Below are 17,589 nucleotides of genomic sequence, written 5' to 3' on the forward strand. Positions count from 1 at the left end.
CGATGACCGCCGACCTGCTGGTCCGGGACGCCCTGGTGCTGGACGGCACGGGGGCGCCGGGCGTCGTCGCCGACGTCGCCGTCGAGGCGGGGCGCATCACTGCCGTCGACCCGGGCCGGTCCGACGTCCGCGCGGCGGGCGCGCGCCGCACGGTGGACGCGGCCGGCCGCGCCCTGACGCCGGGTTTCATCGACATGCACGCGCACTCGGACGTGCAGATCCTGGCCAACCCGGACCACATGGCGAAGGTGAGCCAGGGCGTCACGCTCGAGGTGCTGGGCCAGGACGGGCTGTCGTTCGCCCCGGTGGATGACCGCACCCGCTCGGCGATCCGCGCGCAGATCGCGGGCTGGAACGACGACCCGCCGGGCTTCGCCTGGGACTGGGAGTCGGTGGCCGGCTACCTGGACCGGTTGGACCGGGGGATCGCGTGCCACGCCGCGTACCTGGTGCCGCAGGGCACGCTGCGCCACCTCGTCGTCGGGCCGGACGAGCGGCCCGCCACGACCGAGGAGGTCGCCCGGATGGGCGAGCTGCTCGCGCAGGGGATGCGCGAGGGCGCGCTCGGCATGAGCAGCGGGCTCACGTACACGCCCGGCATGTACGCGGACGACGCCGAGCTCGCCGCGCTGCTGCGCGTCGTCGCCGCGCACGGCGGCTACTACAGCCCGCACACCCGGTCGTACGGCAAGGGCGCCCTCGAGGCGTACGCGGAGATGATCGACCTCGCGCGGGCCACGGGCTGCGCGCTGCACCTCACGCACGCGACCATGAACTTCGCGCCCAACAAGGGCCGCGCGGGCGACTTCCTCGCCCTCGTCGACCGGGCTCTCGACGACGGCGTGGACGTCACGCTCGACACCTACCCGTACCTGCCGGGCTCGACGACGCTCAGCGCCGTCCTGCCGAGCTGGTCGTTCTCCGGCGGCCCGGACGCGCTGCTGGCGCGGCTCGCCCACCCGGCGGTCCGCGCCCGGATCCTGTACGAGGTCGAGCACGTGGGCACCGACGGCTGCCACGGGTGCGTCGCCGAGTGGGACACCCTGGAGATCAGCGGCGTACAGAACCGTGCCCTCGACATGTACGTGGGCCGGACGATCGAGCAGATCGGCCGCGACGAGGGCCGCGCCCCCGGCGAGGTCTTCGTCGACCTCCTGGTCACGGACCGGCTCGGCACCACGATCCTGCAGCACGTGGGCCACGAGGAGAACGTGCGCGCGATCATGCAGCACCGCGTGCACTGCGGCGGCTCCGACGCGATCCTCGTCGGCGGCCGCCCCCACCCGCGGGCCTGGGGCACGTTCCCGCGCTACCTCGCGCGGTACGTGCGCGAGCTCGGCGTCCTCACCCTCGAGGACTGCGTGCACCACCTCACGGGCCGCCCCGCCGCCCGGCTGAGACTGACCGACCGCGGCCTGGTCCGCCCCGGCTACGCCGCGGACCTCGTGCTGCTCGACCCCGACACCGTCCAGGACAACGCGACGTTCGCCGACCCGCGCCAGCAGGCGTCGGGCATCGACCTCGTCCTGGTCGACGGCGTCGCCGTCATCGACGACGGCGCCCGCACCGACGCCCTTCCCGGCCGCGCCCTCCGGCGCACCGGGAGCGGCACCCGCTGACGTCCACGCCGACGCGGACACACAGACAGGAGACCCCTCCGATGCGATCACTGCTGCAGGCGGCAGCCGACGACCCCACCCTCGACCTGATCAACCAGCCGTGGGACAGCCACGACACGCAGGTGCTGGTGGTCACGGCCATCGGCATCGCGCTCGTCGTGGTGTTCATCGTCGTGATGAAGATGCACGGCTTCCTCGCCCTGATCCTCGGGTCGGTGTTCGTGGGGATCGGCTCCGGCATCGCGCTCACCGACGTCGCGAAGACGATCGAGGCGGGCGTGGGATCCGTGCTCGGCGGGGTGGGCGTCCTCATCGTGCTCGGCGCGATGCTCGGCAAGCTCCTCGCGGACTCCGGAGGAGCCGACGAGATCGTGGCGAAGATCCTGCGCGGTGGCAAGGGCAGCCTGCCGTGGCGCATGGCGCTCATCGCGTTCATCATCGGCATCCCGATGTTCTTCGAGGTCGGCCTGGTGCTGCTGATCCCCGTGATCATGCTCGCCGTCCGGCGCTCGGGCCTGCCCGCGATGCTGCTCGCGATGCCCGCGCTCGCCGGCCTGTCCGCGCTGCACGGCTTCATCCCGCCGCACCCCGGCCCGCTCGCCGCCATCGCCAACCTGGGTGCCGACGTCGGCACCACGATGGCGCTCGGCCTGCTCATCGCGATCCCGGTCGTCGTCCTCGCCGGCCCCGTGTGGGGCCGGTTCGCGGCGCGGCTCGTGCCGATCGGCGCCCAGGGCTCGGGCGGCGGCATCGTCGCCGAGGACGCCGGCTCGGCCGAGGAGGGGACGCTCGCCAGCCGTCGCCCCACCTTCGCCCTGACCCTCACGACGATCCTCAGCCCGGTGGTGCTCATGCTGCTGCGCGCCGCCGTCGAGGTCTGGGGCGACCCGTCCGCGGGGTACTACGGGTTCATCGTCTTCATCGGCGAGCCGATGATCGCGCTGCTCATCGCCGTCCTGCTCGCCATGGTCACCTTCGGCACGAGCGTCGGCTTCTCCCTGTCGGGCATCGCGTCGAAGATGACCGACAGCCTCAAGCCCATCGCGAGCGCCACGATGATCGTCGGGGCGGGCGGCGGCTTCAAGCAGGTCCTGGTCGACGGCGGCACCGGCATCGCGATCGGCAAAGCCGCCGTGGCCATGAGCCTGTCCGTGCTGCTGCTGGGCTGGATGATCGCCGCGCTGGTGCGCATCGCGACCGGCTCGGCCACGGTCGCGACCATCACCGCGTCCGGCATCGTGGCGCCGCTCGCCTCGGGCCTGTCCCCGACGCACCTCGCGCTCGTCGTGCTGGCCGTCGGCGCCGGGTCGCTGATCCTGTCGCACGTGAACGACGCGGGGTTCTGGCTGGTCAAGGAGTACTTCGGCATGACCGTCGGGCAGACGTTGAAGACGTGGACCGTGATGGAGACGCTCATCGCCGTGCTCGGCCTGGCCTTCACCGCGCTGCTCTGGCTCGTCGTGTAGCGCGGTCCGGTCGCGCGCGCGCACCGGGTTCCTTACCTTCGGGGCGTGGAGGACCCCGGCACCGACAGCACCCCGCAGCCCGACGCCTGGCAGCCCGACGTGCTGCCCGGCTTCGAGCAGCGCACGCTGCGGCTGGCGGACGACTTCGAGGGGGAGGTCGTCGCGACGCTGGTGCGACGGGCGCTCGGCCCGGGCGACCCCGGGGGTGGGGTGCCGGACGCCGGCGTCGACGTGCTGTACGTGCACGGCTGGACCGACTACTTCTTCCAGACCCACCTCGCCGCGTTCTGGGAGCGGCAGGGCGCGCGGTTCTACGCCCTCGACCTGCGCAAGTACGGCCGCAGCCTGCGCGAGCACCAGACGCCCGGCTTCGTCACGGCGCTCGTGACGTACGACGAGGACATCGAGGCCGCGCTGGCCGCCATCGGGCACGGCCCGGAGCCGTCGTCGGACCGCCGGCTCGTGCTCATGGGCCACTCGACGGGCGGGCTGGTGCTCAGCCTGTGGGCGGCGCACAAGCCGGGCCGTGCCGCGGCGCTCGTGCTCAACAGCCCGTGGCTGGAGTTCCAGACCCGCAGCGTGGGCCGCTGGATGCTGGAGCCGGGGCTGCGGGCGCAGGCGGCGCTCGCGCCGCGCAGCCACCTGGTGAACGTCGACCTCGGCTTCTACGTGCGCAGCGTGTCCGACCGCTACGACGGGGCCTGGCAGATCGACCCCGCCTGGCGCCCCGACAACGGCTGGCGCACCACCCCGGCGTGGCTGACGGCCATCTTCCAGGGGCAGGACCGGGTGTCGCGCGGCCTCGGCATCGACGCCCCCGTGCTGGTGCTGCTGTCGGCGCGCTCGACGGCGCCCGTGCGGTGGACCCCGGAGATGCTGCGCTCCGACTCGGTGCTGGAGGTGGGCGGCGTGGCGCGGCGCGTGCCCGCGCTCGGCAGCCTCGTCACGCTGGTCCGGCTCGACGGCGCCCTGCACGACGTGACCCTCTCGGCCCCCGACGTGCGGGAGGCGGTGTGGCGCGAGACGGCCCGCTGGTTCGCCGCCTACGTCCCGCCGTGGCCCGCGCCCGAGGAGCCGGAGCCGGAGCGGGCGGGGTCGTGGTGGCGGCGGACGTTCCGGCGGAGGGACCGCGTCACAGGTCCCGCACCATCTCCAGCTCCTCCCCCTGCTCGAGGGTGAAGCGGACGCCCGAGGGCGCGAAGCCGAGCTTGCGGTAGGCGGCCTGTGCGCGCGGGTTGTCGACGTGCACGCACAGCCGCGCCCGCTCGACGCCCTGCCCGCGACCCCACTCCTGCACGCCGTCGAACAGCCGCCCCAGCAGGCCCGCGCCCCGGAACTCCGGCCGCACGAACACGCCCACCAGGTGCACCTGGCGCCGCTCGACCGGGCCGCCCAGCACGTCCGTCGCGCCCGGCTCCTCGACGAGCCCGGTGACCGCGCCCACCCAGCAGCCGTCCTCGTCGACGGCGACGTACGCCGCCACCGCGTCGCTCGTGGCGGCCGTGGCCGCGCGGTGCTCCCAGAACACGTCCTCCTTGGCCGCGGCCACCTCGTGCGTCTCGAGGAACGCGACGGGGGCCGCCGGGTCCAGCAGCGCTGCGAGGCGCAGCTCGCGGGTCTCGCGCCACTCATCGGCGCGGGCGCGGCGGACGGTGAGCGTCGGGTGCGTCGTCATGCGGGCGATCCTTCCATCCCGGCGTCCCGTCGAGCCGCGGGATTCCGACCCTGCCGCGCCGGGGGCCCTCCAGAGGACGACACGGCGGCGGGCCAGACGGCGTGTCGCTCGGTGTGTCGTCGGCGCCGCGGACCGGCGGCCGGTTCAGTCGCCGAGCCGCGCCCGGACGTGCGCGACGACGCCGTCGGCGGCGGCCTCGATCTCGGCCAGGCAGTCCTCGAAGCCGGCCTCGTCCCCGTACCAGGGGTCGTCGACGTCGAGCCGCTGCTCGTCGCCGCCCGGCTCGACGACGGGCGCGTCGGGGTCGAACGAGCGGTACATCCGGATCTCGGCGAGGCCGTCGGCGGGCGAGCCGTCCACGAGCCGCCGCAGGCGCCGGGCGTGCTGGGCCGTCATGGGCAGGAGCAGGTCGTAGGAGGCGAGATCGTCGCGCGTGACCTGGCGCGCGCGGTGACCGTCGCCGACGGGGTAGCCGTGGGCCGCCAGCGTGCGGCGGGCACGACGGTCCACGGGGTTCCCGTGCTCCTCGTCGCTGACGCCGGACGAGCCGACCTCGACCCGGTCGCCGAGGCCGGCGGCCTCCAACCGGTCGCGGAGCACGATCTCCGCCATCGGGCTGCGGCAGATGTTTCCGGTGCAGACGGTCATGACGCGGTACGGGGTGGCACTCACCGGCCCATTCTCGCCCGGCTCGCCCGGTCCACCCTGCCGAGGTCCCGCCGGGTCGGCCGCTCGACGGGCCCCGCGGACGCGGTCGTGCCTACCGTGGGTCATGGCGAGATGGGCGGCGGACGGGTTGATCGCCGTGACCGGGGCGAGCGGACGTCTCGGGTCACGGCTGGCGTTCCGGCTGGCGGCGGAGGGCGCGCGGCAGCGCCTCGTCGTGCGGGACCGGGCGCGCACCCCGCGCCTCAGCGACGGCCGTCCGCTCCCGGTCTCGGAGGTCGCCCTCGCGGACGGGTACCAGGACACGGCCGCGATGCGGGCGGCGTTCGAGGGCGTGCGCACCGTCTTCCTCGTGAGCGCCCGCGAGGCCCCGGACCGGGTCGCCCAGCACACGGCGACGATCGACGCGGCCGCGGCCGCGGGTGTCGAGCGCCTCGTCTACACGTCGTTCGCGGGCGCCGCCCCGGACGCGGTGTTCACTTTCGCCCGCGACCACTGGCACACCGAGCAGCACCTGGCGGAGGTCGCGGCGCGCACGGGCCTGCGCTGGACGGTGCTGCGCGACAACCTCTACCTGCACGCGCTCAGCACGTTCGTCGGGCGCGACGGCGTGATCCGCGGTCCCGCGGGGGACGGTCGGGTCGCGGCGGTGTCGCACGACGACGTCGCCGACGTCGCGACGGCCGTCATCCTCGACGAGCGCCCCGCGCGGCACGACGGCGCGGTCTACGAGGTCACGGGGCCGGAGGCGCTCACGCTCGACGAGGTCGCGACGATCCTCGGTCGGGCCGCCGGGCGTGACATCACCTACCACCCGGAGACCGAGGAGGAGGCCTACCGCTCCCGGGCCGGGTACGGCGCCGAGCCGTTCGAGGTCGAGGGGTGGGTGACGTCGTACACCGCGATCGCCGCCGGGGAGCTGGCGCACGTGTCCGACGACGTCGGCCGACTCGTGGGCCGGCCCGCCCGCTCCCTGGCGCAGTGGCTCGACGACTACCCGGGCGAGTGGGCGCACCTGCGCCGCGCCTGAGCTCCGGGACCGTCCGGCACCGGTCGCGTTCACCCTGGGGAAAACCCTTGGCCTCCCCGCGGCGGCGGGCGTAGCGTCGTCGGCACATGAGAAAGGAGGTGATCGGAGCAGTGAAGACTCTTCGGACCCATGAGGTGGTCGCGCGCTAGTCGCGTGCGCCCTTGAGCGTTTCGCGCTGTCCCCCTGACGACCAGGTCGTCCAGGCCGACGGCGCACGGGACGGGTAGCGAGTTCCTCGCGACCACCGGATCCCGCGGGTGCCGTGCCCTCGTCCAGCATGGCAGGAGGTTCGACCTCCAGCCCGCGGGCTCTTTGCTGTCCGGGGCCGACCGCACCTCAGACCAGCACCGCCGCGCGCCGCTCACGCAGGAGGCGCCGTTCCGCCTGGGCGACCAGCTCGTCCGCGCCGGCCGCCCCGGCCACCGACCACGCCGCCGCGGAGTGCAGCGTGGGCCAGGCGACCGGGTCGATGCCGCCGGACGGCTCGGCCAGCTGCGCCAGCAGGTGCTGCCGCAGCGCCTCGGCGGACGCCGCCGCCTGGAGGTCGTCCATCGCCGGCAGGGTCGCGAGGACGGCGAACCCGTCGCCCTCCACGCGCCCGGCCTCGCACCCGGCGGGCAGCGCCGCCTCGAGCCGCGCCGCCAGCTCGACGAGCACCGCGTCGCCGGCGGCCTGCCCGCGCTCGGCGTTGAGCGCGGCGAGCGCGCGCACGTCGAGCAGCACCAGCACCACGCGCGTCGCACCGCCGCGCACGAGGGCGCAGCGCCGGGTGAGCGCGTACCAGGTGGCGGGCCGGCCCTGCAGCCGTGTGAGCGGGTCGTGCGTGGACCGGTCCGCGAGCTCGGCGACGACCGCTCGCATCACGTCGGCCGTGCTCGCGGTGCCCCACGACGCCGGGCCGGGGACGAGGACGTCGTCGTAGCGCCGCGCCGCGGTCCGGGACATCGCGAGCCCGGCGACGTCCGCCACGGGCGTCCCGGGCCCGACGACGAGCGGGGCCCAGTCGGCCACGGCGCCGGTGGGCCGCCGCTCGAGGACGGCGCGCCCGTACCCGAGGCGACCGGTGAGCGCCGCGGCCAGCCCCGCGCGGGTGACGATCCCGGTCCGGGACGTATCGGCGTCGTCCTGCACCGCGACGGAACCCACCTCGGGCCGCCGGAACATCACCTCGAGCTCGCCGACCGGCATCGTGGAGCCGACCACGAGCACCGGCTGGGTCAGCTCCGCGATGGTGCCGGCGGGCGTCGTCTCGCGCGGGGCGACGTGGCGGGCCAGTCGGGCGATCTCGTCGTGCACAGCGGCAGTATGGCCGCGGCCAGGGCCGTGGTCGGGTGGTCCGACGAGAAGTTCGCCGAGCGTTCGCGCACCGTTCAGCAGAGCCGTCCGGGCGAGAAATCTCCGGTGCCCGCGGCGACGCCGCCCGCTAGCGTGCACGCATGCACGACCCGACCCCCGCGTGGCAGCTCACCGAGGACCCGCAGGCCTTCCTCGACGCGGTGGCGGGCGTGCTCGCCGCCGACCCGGTGCGGGCGACGATCGTCGCGACGACGGCCCAACGCCTCATGGAGCGCGCCGCCCGGGGGGAGCCGGCGCCCGACCACCCGCACTGGTTCGCCGTCGCGCGGACGGCGGACGGGGAGGTCGCCGGCGCGGCCATGCGGACCGCGCCCGCGCCGCCGTACCAGGCCCACCTCATGCCGATGGACGCGCGGCTCGCGACGTCGCTGGCCGACCTGCTCCTCGCGCGCGGGGAGGTGGTGCCCGCCGCGAACGGCGCCCAGGGCCCGGCCACCGCCTTCCTCCGGCGGATGGGCGAGCACGCCGGCGGCGACCTGGAGCTCGCGCGCCCGAGCCGGCTGTTCGAGCTCGGCACGCTGGTCCCGCCGGCGCGCGCGCCAGGGGGCGGGCCGCGGCTCGTCGCCGCGGACGAGCTGGACGTCGCCCACGCGTGGATCGGCGACTTCGCGGCCGCCGCGGACGCGCAGGCCGGGCGCGCGCCAGGCGCGACGGTCACCCCGCCGCCCCGCGACACGGTGGAGCGCCGCGTCGCCGACCGCAAGCTCTGGTGGTGGGAGGACGACGGCGAGCCCGTGTCGCTCGTCGGCTTCATGGGCCCGGCGCTCGGCGTGGCCCGCATCGGCCCGGTGTACACGCCCGCCGTGCACCGCGGCCGCGGCTACGCGGGGGCCCTGGTCGCACACGTGTCCGCGCTGCTGCGCGACGCCGGACACCGCGTGTGCCTGTTCACCGACCTGGAGAACCCGGTGTCGAACGCCCTCTACGAGCGCCTCGGCTACCGCAAGGTGGTCGACATGGGCGAGCTGCGGATCGCGTCATGACCTCTGACGACGCCCGCGGCGTCCCCGACGTGGCCGGGCTGCGGCGCGGCGCCCGCGAGCGCGCGCTGGCCCGGCCGCGCCTCCCGTTCGCGGGCGCGGTGGAGGACGCGGTGCACGACGGCGTCGCGCTGCGCCGCTACACGCCGGAGGCCCGGCACCCCGGGGCGGCGGCCGTCTTCCTGCACGGCGGGTACGGCCTGTTCGGCGACCTCGAGCTGCAGGACGGCTGGTGCCGCCGTGCGGCGGAGGCCCTGGGCGTCGTCGTGCTGTCGGTGGACTACCGGCTCGCCCCGGAGTCGTCGCTGGACGACGCGGCGGCGGACGCGCTCGCGGCCGTCGACCTCCTCGCCCGGGAGGGTTTCGACCGGCTGTACCTGGACGGCGACTCCGCCGGTGGCGCGGTCGCGACCCTCGCCGCGGCGCGCGGCCGGCACCCGCTCGCCGGGCTGCTGCTCACCAACCCGAACCTCGACCTGTCGCTGGCGACCTACGACGACTCCCTGCCCGGCGGACCCGGCCGCGAGCTCTCGGAGTACGCGATGCGGGCGTGGACGGGCGTCGCGCCGGCGTCCGCGCCGCGCCTGCACCTGTCGGCGCGGGGCCTGCCGCCCACGGTCCTCGCCGTCGGCGAGCGGGACTCGCTGCTGCCGGAGGCGCGCGCGCTGGCCGCGGCGTGCCACCGCGACGGCGTGCCGTGCCGGCTGCTGGAGCTGCCCGGCGCGGAGCACGGGTTCGTCGGCACCCCCCTGGCGGGCGAGGTGCTCGCCGGAGCCGCGGCGTTCTTCGGCCTCGGAGCCTGACCGGTCAGCGCCCGAGGTCGGCCGCGGAGCGCAGCGCGTCCCGCCGCGCGAGGCCGGCGAGCAGGTCGGCCACCTGCACCCGGGGGTCGCGCCGGGAGTCCACCTGCCGCACGCCGAGCAGCGGCGGCGGGGCGGGGGACACGGCCGCCGCGAGACTCGCCGCCAGGAGGGCGGTGCGCTGCGGGGTGAGCGCGCTCTGCTCGTCGTGCACGACGGCGACCGACCGGCTCCCGCCGCTCCACCGCAGCGCGGTCCCCGCGAGCGCCGGGACCAGCGGCTCGAGCGGCGGCGGGACGGCGGGGTCGCCGTCGAGCAGGCGTCCGAGCACCCCGACGACGTCGGCCGGGGTGAGCGTGGCGAGTCCCGGCAGGTCGCGCGGGGCCAGCGCGAGGAAGCGGTCGACGGCGCCGCGATCCACCCGGCGGCGGTGCTTGAGCCGCGTCATCGCGACGAACGCGGCGAGGAGGTCCCCGCGCTCCCGCAGCGTCGCCGCGGCCGCGCCGTGGTCACGGCCGAGCGGCGTGCCGTCGAGGTATGACGGCGCCCCGCCCAGCAGGTCGAGCACCCGCCCGGCGAGGTGGTCGCGCTTGTCCACGACCTCCACGGTCGACCGCCCGTCGAGCACGTCCCGGAACCACGCCACCGCCTCCGGCTGCCCGGGCCGCAGCAGCAGGTGGGCCTTGTGCTCGGTCGTCCCGCGATGGTGGAACCGGGTCCGCAGCGTGCCGAGCAGCTCCGCTGCCTCCGCCTCCGTGAGGTCGACGCCCGCGTGCACGATCACCGGCGACGCCGGGTCCAGCAGGTTGGTCCCGGAGAACCCCGACTCGTCGCACGCGACCTCGACGACGGCGGCAGGCTCTCCGGCGGGCACGGGCATGCGCCCATCCTGGATCGGCGCGCAGGCGCGGCACCACCAGATTGCCGCGCCGGGGACAACTGTCGCGGGCCGTCACGGCACCCGACAGGCGATTGGGGACCACCCCCTGCGCCGTGCTAATCTTCTGCGGCACGCGCGAGTGGCGGAATAGGCAGACGCGCACGGTTCAGGTCCGTGTGCCCGAGAGGGCGTGGGGGTTCAACTCCCCCCTCGCGCACGTGAAGAGAAGGTCCCGGTCAGGTTCTCCTGGCCGGGACCTTCCGCGTTCCGGACCCGCTCGAGCCTCTGGAGGGGCGGGTACGGGGTGCTCCTGGAAGGGTGGCGGTGGCGGCCGTCCGGCAGCCGAGCTCGTCCTGGCGCAGGTCGCGGGCGCGTGCCGTCACCTCGCCGTGACCTGCGGGTCCTGGTTCTGCGCCGAGCGTTCGCAGGAAATCCACACCGCGCGGAGGGGTGGTGCTGCGCCCCTGCCTACGATCTAGATAGTCTGCCCGCGAACGAGTCGGGCCGACGGGAGGAGGTGGCATGGGCGCCCTGGAGCGCTTCGAGAAGAGCGTGGAGCGCGTGATGAACAACGCGTTCGCGAAGGTTGGACGCAACAGCGAGATCAAGCCGGTCGAGCTGGCGAGTCGTCTGCGGCGCGAGGTGGACGACCGCGCCGCCGTCGTCGGGCGCGACCGCACGGTCGTGCCGAACGAGTTCACCATCGAGCTGTCCACGGCGGACTTCTCCCAGATCGACGCCTGGGGCGCGGAGACCATGGCCGACGAGCTCGCGACGAACCTCACCGAGTACGCGGCGTCGCAGCACTACGCCTTCGTGGGGCCCGTCAGCGTCTCCTTCGAGGAGCACGAGGACATCGCCGCCGGCCGCTTCGAGCTCCGTTCCGCCACCGTGCGCGGGAACGTCGCGCCGGCCACCTCGGCCGCGCCGTCCACCCGCCACCCGCTCATCGACATCGACGGGCAGCGCTACCTCCTCACCGGCCCCGTCACGGTCATCGGCCGCGACGCCGAGGCCGACATCGTCGTGGACGACCCGGGCGTCTCGCGCCGACACCTGGAGATCCGCGTGACGCCGGACGGCGTGGTCGCGACCGACCTGGGCTCCACGAACGGCCTGTTCGTCGAGGGCCACCAGGTGCCCGCCGCCACCCTGCTCGACGGCAACACCCTGACCATCGGCCGTACCCGCATCATGTTCTGGACCGGCAGCGCCTCCGGCCAGCAGACCGAGGGCTGGTGATCTCCCCAGGATGAGCGAGCTGACGATCACCCTGCTGCGGCTGGGCTACCTGGTGCTGCTCTGGGTGTTCGTGCTCTCCGCGATCGCGGTGCTGCGCCGCGACCTGGCCCCCCGGGGCGGCCCCCGCGCGTCGCGGGCGGAGCGCCGCCGGACCGACGCGGCACCCGCCGCCACCCCGGCCGGCGCCGCCGCGGCCCCGGCCCCGCCCCGCCGTTCCGGCCCCACGCGACTGGTCGTCACGACCGGCCCGCTGACGGGCACCACGCTCCCGCTGACGTCGGCGTCGATCCTCATCGGCCGGTCGCCGGGGTGCACCCTCGTGCTGGACGACGACTACTCGTCGTCGCGGCACGCCCGCATCTTCCCGCAGGGCGACCAGTGGTACGTGGAGGACCTCGGGTCGACGAACGGCACCTTCATCGGGGACACCCAGGTGTCGGGACCGCAGCCGCTGGCGCCGGGTGTCGGCGTCCGGATCGGCCAGTCCGTCGTCGAGCTCCAGGGGTGACCGCTCCGTGACCCTCACCCTGCGCTACGCCGCGCGGTCGGACGTCGGCCTCGTGCGGTCCAACAACCAGGACTCCGCGTACGCCGGGCCGCACCTGCTGGTCGTGGCCGACGGCATGGGCGGCCACGCGGGCGGCGACGTCGCGTCGCGCCTGGCGATCGCGGCGCTCGCGCCGCTCGACCGCACCGAGCACGGCCCCGAGGAGGCGCTGACCGACCTCGAGCACACCGTGGAGCGCGCGCGGCAGGACCTGGTGCGTGCCAGCGACGCCGACCCCGAGCTGGTCGGCATGGGCACCACGGTCACCGCCCTGCTGCACACCGGCACGACGCTGGTCATGGCCCACCTCGGCGACTCGCGCGCGTACCTGCTGCGCGACGGCCGCTTCACGCAGGTCACGGTGGACCACACGTTCGTGCAGCACCTCGTCGACACCGGCCGCATCTCGCCGGAGGAGGCGGAGCACCACCCGCAGCGCAACGTCGTCATGCGGGTGCTGGGCGACTTCGACGTCGACCTGACCCCCGACATGTCCGTCCGTGAGGCGCGCGCCGGCGACCGGTGGCTGCTCTGCTCCGACGGGCTGTCCGGGTTCGTCACGCCCGACCAGATGGCCGAGGTCCTCACCGAGACCCCGTCGCCCGACGAGGCCGCGGACCTGCTGATCACGCTGTCGATGACGGCGGGGAGCACCGACAACATCACCGTCGTCGTCGCGGACGTCGTGGACGACGACGAGCAGCCCGACCAGGCCGCCAGCGCGGCCGCCGACCAGGCCGAGGGCAGCACCGTTCCGCAGGTCGTGGGCGCCGCGGCCACCGGCGAGCTGCCTGTGGTCCTCCAGACCCCGGCGGAGGCCCCCGCGGAGGCCCCGGCTCCCGCGGAGACCGACGACCCCGACGACGACGACCCCGACGACGAGGCGGACGACGCCGACGCGCGCCCGCGGCGGAAGCGGCGCCCCTGGATCACGGTCCTCGTGCTGCTGGTCGTCCTCGGCGGCGTCGGGTACGGCCTGTGGTGGGCGTACGGCTGGACGCAGCAGCAGTACTACGTCGGGGTCGCGGACGGCGAGGTCGCCGTCTTCCAGGGCATCCCCGCCAGCGCCGGCCCGATCACGCTGTCCACCCCCGTGGAGCTCACCGGCACGCCGGTCTCCGACCTGCCCGACTACTGGGCCGAACGCCTCGACGGGTCCATCCGGGCCTCGTCGGAGGCCGAGGCGCGCGAGCGCGCGGACCGGCTCATCGCCGAGGCCGCCCCCGAGCCCACGCCTACCCCCACCCCCACCCCGTCGACGACGCCGAAGAGCACGCCGACCCCCAGCACCACGGCAAAGGCGAAGGACACCGAGGCCGACGGGGGGTCGAAGGGGTGAGCGCCGCCGTCGAGACGCCCGCCGAGCGCACCGTCGAGCCCACGGAGCGGAGGCCGGCGCGCCTGGCCGAGCTGTTCCTGCTGATCCTCGCGCTCGCCGCCGGCATCACGGCGTTCGCCATGGTCGGCCGCAGCGTCACAGGCTCGCTGCCCACCGAGTTCTGGCCGGTCAGCCTGCTGTTCGTCGTCGTCGCGCTCTCCGCGCACGTCGTCCTGCGCGTCCGCGCGCCGTGGGCGGACCAGGTGATCCTGCCCGCCGTCGTGCTGCTCAACGGCCTGGGCCTCGCGATGATCCTGCGCCTCGAGCTCGCGGGCATGAAAGGCGCGAACGCCTGGGCGCAGATGATGTACACGGCGCTGGGCGCCGTCATCGCGGTGCTCATCGTGTGGTTCCTGCGCGACCACCGCTGGATCCGCCGCCTCACCTACACCGCCATGCTGGTGGGCCTCGGCCTGGTCGTGATGCCGCTCCTGCCCGGCATCGGGACCGAGATCAACGGCGCCCGCATCTGGGTCAACATCGCCGGCTTCTCGCTGCAGCCCGCCGAGTTCGCGAAGATCGCGTTCGCCATCTTCTTCGCCGGCTACCTGGTGACCAACCGGGACACGCTCGCCCTCGCGGGCAAGAAGGTGCTGGGCCTGCAGCTGCCGCGCATCCGCGACCTCGGGCCGATCATCATCGTGTGGGCGGCGTCCCTCGGCGTGCTCGTCTTCGAGCGCGACCTCGGCACGTCCCTCCTGTTCTTCGGCCTGTTCGTGGCGATGCTGTACCTCGCCACCGAGCGGTTCAGCTGGGTCCTCATCGGCCTCGTGCTGTTCGCGGCGGGCGCCCTGCTCGCGACCTCGATGTTCTCGCACGTCGCGGCCCGGATGGAGGTGTGGCTGCACCCGTTCGACGCCGAGCTCTACGCCTCGGGCTCGTCGTACCAGATCGTGCAGGGCACGTTCGCGATGGCGGCGGGCGGCCTGTTCGGCACCGGCTGGGGCGAGGGGTACCCCTACAAGGTCCCGTACGCGTTCTCCGACTTCATCTACTCGTCGCTGGGCGAGGAGCTGGGCCTCACGGGCCTGCTCGCGATCCTCATGACCTACCTGCTGATCGTGCAGCGCGGCCTGAAGACGGCGGTCGCGGTGCGCGACGGCTTCGGCAAGCTACTCGCCGGCGGCCTCGCGTTCGTCATGGCGCTGCAGCTGTTCGTGGTCGTGGGCGGCATCACGCGCATCATCCCGCTGACCGGCCTGACGCTGCCGTTCATGGCGCAGGGCGGGTCGTCGCTGCTGGCGAACTGGATCGTCATCGCGCTGCTCCTGCGCATCTCCGACAACGCGCGGCGCCCGTCCGCGCTGCCCATGCGCGGCACGGTCGCGCAGGGCGGGGCCATGCACGACCCGATCGTCGTCGGTGCCCACGACGCCCGGCCGGGCACGGGCACGCCCGCGGCCGGCACCCCCGTCCGTCGCTCGGCCACCGACGCTCCGTCCCGCGGGTCCACCCCGGCGGACGCGACCCAGACCATCGACCCGTACCGCGACACCCGAGGGGGTGAGCAGCAGTGAACACGACCCTGCGCCGGCTGGCGGGCGTCGTCATGGTCATGTTCCTGGCGCTCATGGTGTCGACCACGTGGATCCAGTTCTTCCACGCGGACGAGCTCAACAACGATCCGCGCAACGTGCGCTCCATCTACGCCGAGTACGGCAACGCGCGCGGCCCGATCGTCGTCGACGGCGAGGCCATCGCGTCGTCCACGCCGGTCGACGACCCGTTCGGGTACCAGCGCAAGTACGCGCAGGGCCCGCTCTACGCGCCCCTCACCGGCTACTTCTCCCTGGTCAGCGGCCGGTCGAAGATCGAGGACACGGAGAACGACTTCCTCAACGGGCAGGCCGACGCCCTGTGGATGGACCGGCTGCAGAACCTGCTCACCGGGCGCGACCCGGAGGGCTCCTCCGTCGAGCTGACCATCGACGCGAAGGCGCAGCAGGCCGCGGCGGACGCCCTCGGCGACCAGCGTGGCGCCGTGGTCGCCGTCGAGCCGTCCACCGGCAAGATCCTCGCCCTGGTGTCGAACCCGACCTTCGACCCGAACGACCTCGCCACGCACGACACCAAGAAGGCCAACGACGCCTACGAGAAGCTGGCCAACGACGACGACGACCCGCTGCTCAGCCGCGCGACGGCGTGGGCGTACCCGCCCGGGTCCACCTTCAAGCTGGTGACGGCGGCGACCGCCATCGAGTCCGGCGACTACACGGAGGACACCCAGATCGACGCCCCGGTGACGTACACCCCGCCGGGCACCGAGAAGGCGATCCCGAACTACGGCGGCGAGTCGTGCTCGCCCACCGGCAAGATGTCGCTCGCCGACGCGCTGCGGATCTCCTGCAACACCGCGTTCGCGGAGCTGGGCGTCAAGCTCGGCAACGAGGCGATGTACGACCAGGCCAACAAGTTTGGCTACAACTCGCCGTTCGAGGTGCCGTTCAGCACCACCAAGAGCGTCTTCCCGGCCCCCGACGACCCGGCGTGGGCGCCCCCGTTCGAGGCCTACAGCGCCATCGGGCAGTGGAGCAACCAGGCCACGCCGCTGCAGGTCGCGATGATCTCCGCCACGATCGCGAACGGCGGCACGATGATGGCGCCGTACTCGGTGGACACCATCCGCGACCCGCAGCTCGAGGTCGTGCAGCAGACGTCGCCGCACAAGCTGGAGCAGTCGATCTCCAAGTCCACGGCCGACCAGCTCACGGACATGATGGTCGGCGTCGTCGAGAGCGGCACCGGCACCGCCGCCCAGATCTCCGGCGTCAAGGTGGCCGGCAAGACCGGCACCGCCCAGCACGGCGACACGACCAAGACGAAGCCGCACGCGTGGTTCACGGGCTTCGCGCCCGCCGACGACCCGAAGGTCGCCGTGGCCGTGATCGTCGAGGACGGCGGGTCGACCGGCTCCGAGGCCACCGGTGGCCGCGTCGCCGCGCCGATCGCGAAGGCCGTCATCGAGGCGGTGCTGAACGGATGAGGCCGAGCACCGGGCTCGCGCTGGGCGAGCGGTACCGGCTCACGCGCCAGATCGCCGTGGGCGGCATGGGCGAGGTCTGGGTCGCCGACGACGGCTACCTGGGACGCGAGGTCGCGGTGAAGGTGCTCCGCGAGGAGTACACCGGCAACGAGGACTTCCTGCGCCGACTGCGCACGGAGGCGCGCAACAGCGCCGCCCTGTCGCACCCGAACATCGCGCAGATGTACGACTACGGCGAGCAGGACGGCGCCGGCTACCTCGTCATGGAGCTCGTGCTCGGGGAGCCGCTGGCCGACCTGCTGGAGCGCGAGCCGGTCGTCGCGCCCCGCAAGCTGCTGCCGATCCTCGCCGCGACGGCGCGGGGCCTGCACCACGCCCACCTGGCAAAGGTGGTGCACCGCGACGTCAAGCCCGGCAACATCCTGCTGGAGCACGGCGGCAGCGTGAAGATCACCGACTTCGGCGTCTCGCTGGCCGCCAACCAGGCCCCGATGACGGCCACGGGCATGGTCATGGGCACCGCCCAGTACCTGTCGCCCGAGCAGGCGGTGGGGCAGCCCGCGACGGCGGCGTCGGACGTGTACGCCCTCGGCGTGGTCGCGTACGAGGCGACTGCGGGCAAGCGACCCTTCACGGGGTCGACGCCCGTCGACATCGCGGTGGCGCACGTCAACGCGCCCGTCCCCCCGCTGCCCACGCACGTGCACCCCGGCCTCGCGGACGTCATCGGCCGCATGCTCGAGAAGGACCCGTCGCGCCGGCCCGAGTCGGCGGCCGCTCTGGCGGGCGAGCTCGAGTCGCTCGCGCGGGAGATCGCGGAGGACCCCCTGGGGGCGCGCTCCCGGTCGGCCCGCCGGGTCGCCGCGGCCTCCCGGCCGGGCGCCCGGCCCGCCCGGTCCGTCCCGGCGCATGCGGCGCCCGCGCCGCGCCCCAGCACGCCCGCGACGCCGCCGGCCACCCCCATGCC

Annotated in this window: 16 protein-coding genes and 1 tRNA gene; 13 read left to right on the forward strand and 4 right to left on the reverse strand. The window is 74.5% G+C overall.

Translation table 11 applies throughout. The features are described from left to right. The first annotated feature begins 2 nt into the window (after positions 1-2). The 3 genes from ACWF41_RS20860 to ACWF41_RS20870 are packed head-to-tail and all read left to right on the forward strand — an operon-like array spanning position 3 to position 4,264. Positions 3-1,619: an N-acyl-D-amino-acid deacylase family protein gene (locus tag ACWF41_RS20860; RefSeq protein ID WP_380318076.1), complete on the forward strand. Its 1,617-nt coding sequence runs from the start codon at positions 3-5 to the stop codon at positions 1,617-1,619. 41 nt (positions 1,620-1,660) lie between these two features. Beyond that, positions 1,661-3,085 (forward strand): GntT/GntP/DsdX family permease, encoded by a 1,425-nt coding sequence (locus ACWF41_RS20865; protein WP_380318079.1) that lies wholly within the window; start codon positions 1,661-1,663, stop codon positions 3,083-3,085. A gap of 45 nt (positions 3,086-3,130) precedes the next feature. Beyond that, positions 3,131-4,264, forward strand: a complete 1,134-nt coding sequence (locus ACWF41_RS20870; RefSeq protein WP_380318082.1) for an alpha/beta hydrolase — start codon at positions 3,131-3,133, stop codon at positions 4,262-4,264. On the opposite strand, the gene ACWF41_RS20875 is transcribed toward ACWF41_RS20870, so the two are convergent. Together ACWF41_RS20875 and ACWF41_RS20880 are read right to left on the reverse strand one after the other, a co-directional pair. Then, positions 4,218-4,760, reverse strand: a complete 543-nt coding sequence (locus ACWF41_RS20875; protein WP_380318085.1) for a GNAT family N-acetyltransferase — start codon at positions 4,758-4,760, stop codon at positions 4,218-4,220. The genes ACWF41_RS20870 and ACWF41_RS20875 overlap by 47 nt on opposite strands. A 144-nt stretch (positions 4,761-4,904) precedes the next feature. Beyond that, positions 4,905-5,408, reverse strand: coding sequence for a low molecular weight protein-tyrosine-phosphatase (locus ACWF41_RS20880; protein WP_380318125.1), 504 nt, complete (start codon positions 5,406-5,408; stop codon positions 4,905-4,907). Positions 5,409-5,532: 124 nt separating this feature from the next. On the opposite strand from ACWF41_RS20880, the gene ACWF41_RS20885 reads away from it, so the two are divergent. Next, on the forward strand, positions 5,533-6,456 hold the full coding sequence (locus ACWF41_RS20885) for an SDR family oxidoreductase (protein WP_380318088.1): 924 nt from the start codon (positions 5,533-5,535) through the stop codon (positions 6,454-6,456). Positions 6,457-6,792: 336 nt separating this feature from the next. On the opposite strand, the gene ACWF41_RS20890 is transcribed toward ACWF41_RS20885, so the two are convergent. Continuing rightward, complete coding sequence (locus ACWF41_RS20890; RefSeq protein WP_380318091.1) at positions 6,793-7,752, reverse strand: sensor domain-containing diguanylate cyclase; 960 nt, start codon at positions 7,750-7,752, stop codon at positions 6,793-6,795. A 140-nt stretch (positions 7,753-7,892) separates the two neighbouring features. On the opposite strand from ACWF41_RS20890, the gene ACWF41_RS20895 reads away from it, so the two are divergent. Beyond that, positions 7,893-8,795 (forward strand): GNAT family N-acetyltransferase, encoded by a 903-nt coding sequence (locus ACWF41_RS20895; RefSeq protein ID WP_380318094.1) that lies wholly within the window; start codon positions 7,893-7,895, stop codon positions 8,793-8,795. After that, on the forward strand, positions 8,792-9,595 hold the full coding sequence (locus tag ACWF41_RS20900; RefSeq protein WP_380318097.1) for an alpha/beta hydrolase fold domain-containing protein: 804 nt from the start codon (positions 8,792-8,794) through the stop codon (positions 9,593-9,595). Before ACWF41_RS20895 ends, ACWF41_RS20900 begins: the two co-directional genes overlap by 4 nt. Before the next feature lie 4 nt (positions 9,596-9,599). On the opposite strand, the gene ACWF41_RS20905 is transcribed toward ACWF41_RS20900, so the two are convergent. Continuing rightward, a complete protein-coding gene (locus ACWF41_RS20905) occupies positions 9,600-10,472 on the reverse strand; it encodes a hypothetical protein (protein ID WP_380318100.1) in 873 nt (290 codons plus the stop codon). Positions 10,473-10,605: 133 nt separating this feature from the next. Between ACWF41_RS20905 and ACWF41_RS20910 the strand changes: the two genes are divergently transcribed. From ACWF41_RS20910 to ACWF41_RS20940, 7 genes are all read left to right on the forward strand, one after another. Next, positions 10,606-10,689, forward strand: a tRNA-Leu gene (locus tag ACWF41_RS20910). Positions 10,690-10,994: 305 nt separating this feature from the next. Then, a complete protein-coding gene (locus ACWF41_RS20915) occupies positions 10,995-11,714 on the forward strand; it encodes an FhaA domain-containing protein (RefSeq protein ID WP_380318103.1) in 720 nt (239 codons plus the stop codon). A gap of 10 nt (positions 11,715-11,724) precedes the next feature. Continuing rightward, entirely contained in the window at positions 11,725-12,222 is a 498-nt protein-coding gene (locus ACWF41_RS20920) for an FHA domain-containing protein FhaB/FipA (RefSeq protein ID WP_380318106.1), read from the forward strand. Positions 12,223-12,229: 7 nt separating this feature from the next. Further along, positions 12,230-13,600: a Stp1/IreP family PP2C-type Ser/Thr phosphatase gene (locus tag ACWF41_RS20925; protein ID WP_380318109.1), complete on the forward strand. Its 1,371-nt coding sequence runs from the start codon at positions 12,230-12,232 to the stop codon at positions 13,598-13,600. Then, positions 13,597-15,156 (forward strand): FtsW/RodA/SpoVE family cell cycle protein, encoded by a 1,560-nt coding sequence (locus ACWF41_RS20930; protein WP_380318112.1) that lies wholly within the window; start codon positions 13,597-13,599, stop codon positions 15,154-15,156. The genes ACWF41_RS20925 and ACWF41_RS20930 overlap by 4 nt, the downstream gene beginning before the upstream one ends. Next, the gene (locus tag ACWF41_RS20935; protein ID WP_380318116.1) at positions 15,153-16,622 is read left to right on the forward strand and encodes a peptidoglycan D,D-transpeptidase FtsI family protein; all 1,470 of its coding nucleotides are present in this window, start codon (positions 15,153-15,155) and stop codon (positions 16,620-16,622) included. Before ACWF41_RS20930 ends, ACWF41_RS20935 begins: the two co-directional genes overlap by 4 nt. After that, the coding region (locus ACWF41_RS20940) for a serine/threonine-protein kinase (RefSeq protein ID WP_452183189.1) at positions 16,619-17,589 on the forward strand (971 nt) is incomplete at its 3' end. The genes ACWF41_RS20935 and ACWF41_RS20940, both read left to right, overlap by 4 nt.

The sequence above is a fragment of the Isoptericola sp. NPDC055063 genome (assembly GCF_053608125.1).

What these genes read in the sequence shown, in the direction of transcription:
- ACWF41_RS20920 (WP_380318106.1), top strand. Translation starts at nt 11,725, where the DNA reads ATGAGCGAGCTGACGATCACCCTGCTGCGGCTGGGCTACCTGGTGCTG.
- ACWF41_RS20895 (WP_380318094.1), top strand. Translation starts at nt 7,893, where the DNA reads ATGCACGACCCGACCCCCGCGTGGCAGCTCACCGAGGACCCGCAGGCC.
- ACWF41_RS20915 (WP_380318103.1), top strand. Translation starts at nt 10,995, where the DNA reads ATGGGCGCCCTGGAGCGCTTCGAGAAGAGCGTGGAGCGCGTGATGAAC.
- ACWF41_RS20865 (WP_380318079.1), top strand. Translation starts at nt 1,661, where the DNA reads ATGCGATCACTGCTGCAGGCGGCAGCCGACGACCCCACCCTCGACCTG.
- ACWF41_RS20900 (WP_380318097.1), top strand. Translation starts at nt 8,792, where the DNA reads ATGACCTCTGACGACGCCCGCGGCGTCCCCGACGTGGCCGGGCTGCGG.
- ACWF41_RS20875 (WP_380318085.1), bottom strand. Translation starts at nt 4,760, where the DNA reads ATGACGACGCACCCGACGCTCACCGTCCGCCGCGCCCGCGCCGATGAG.
- ACWF41_RS20880 (WP_380318125.1), bottom strand. Translation starts at nt 5,408, where the DNA reads ATGACCGTCTGCACCGGAAACATCTGCCGCAGCCCGATGGCGGAGATC.
- ACWF41_RS20905 (WP_380318100.1), bottom strand. Translation starts at nt 10,472, where the DNA reads ATGCCCGTGCCCGCCGGAGAGCCTGCCGCCGTCGTCGAGGTCGCGTGC.
- ACWF41_RS20860 (WP_380318076.1), top strand. Translation starts at nt 3, where the DNA reads ATGACCGCCGACCTGCTGGTCCGGGACGCCCTGGTGCTGGACGGCACG.
- ACWF41_RS20885 (WP_380318088.1), top strand. Translation starts at nt 5,533, where the DNA reads ATGGCGAGATGGGCGGCGGACGGGTTGATCGCCGTGACCGGGGCGAGC.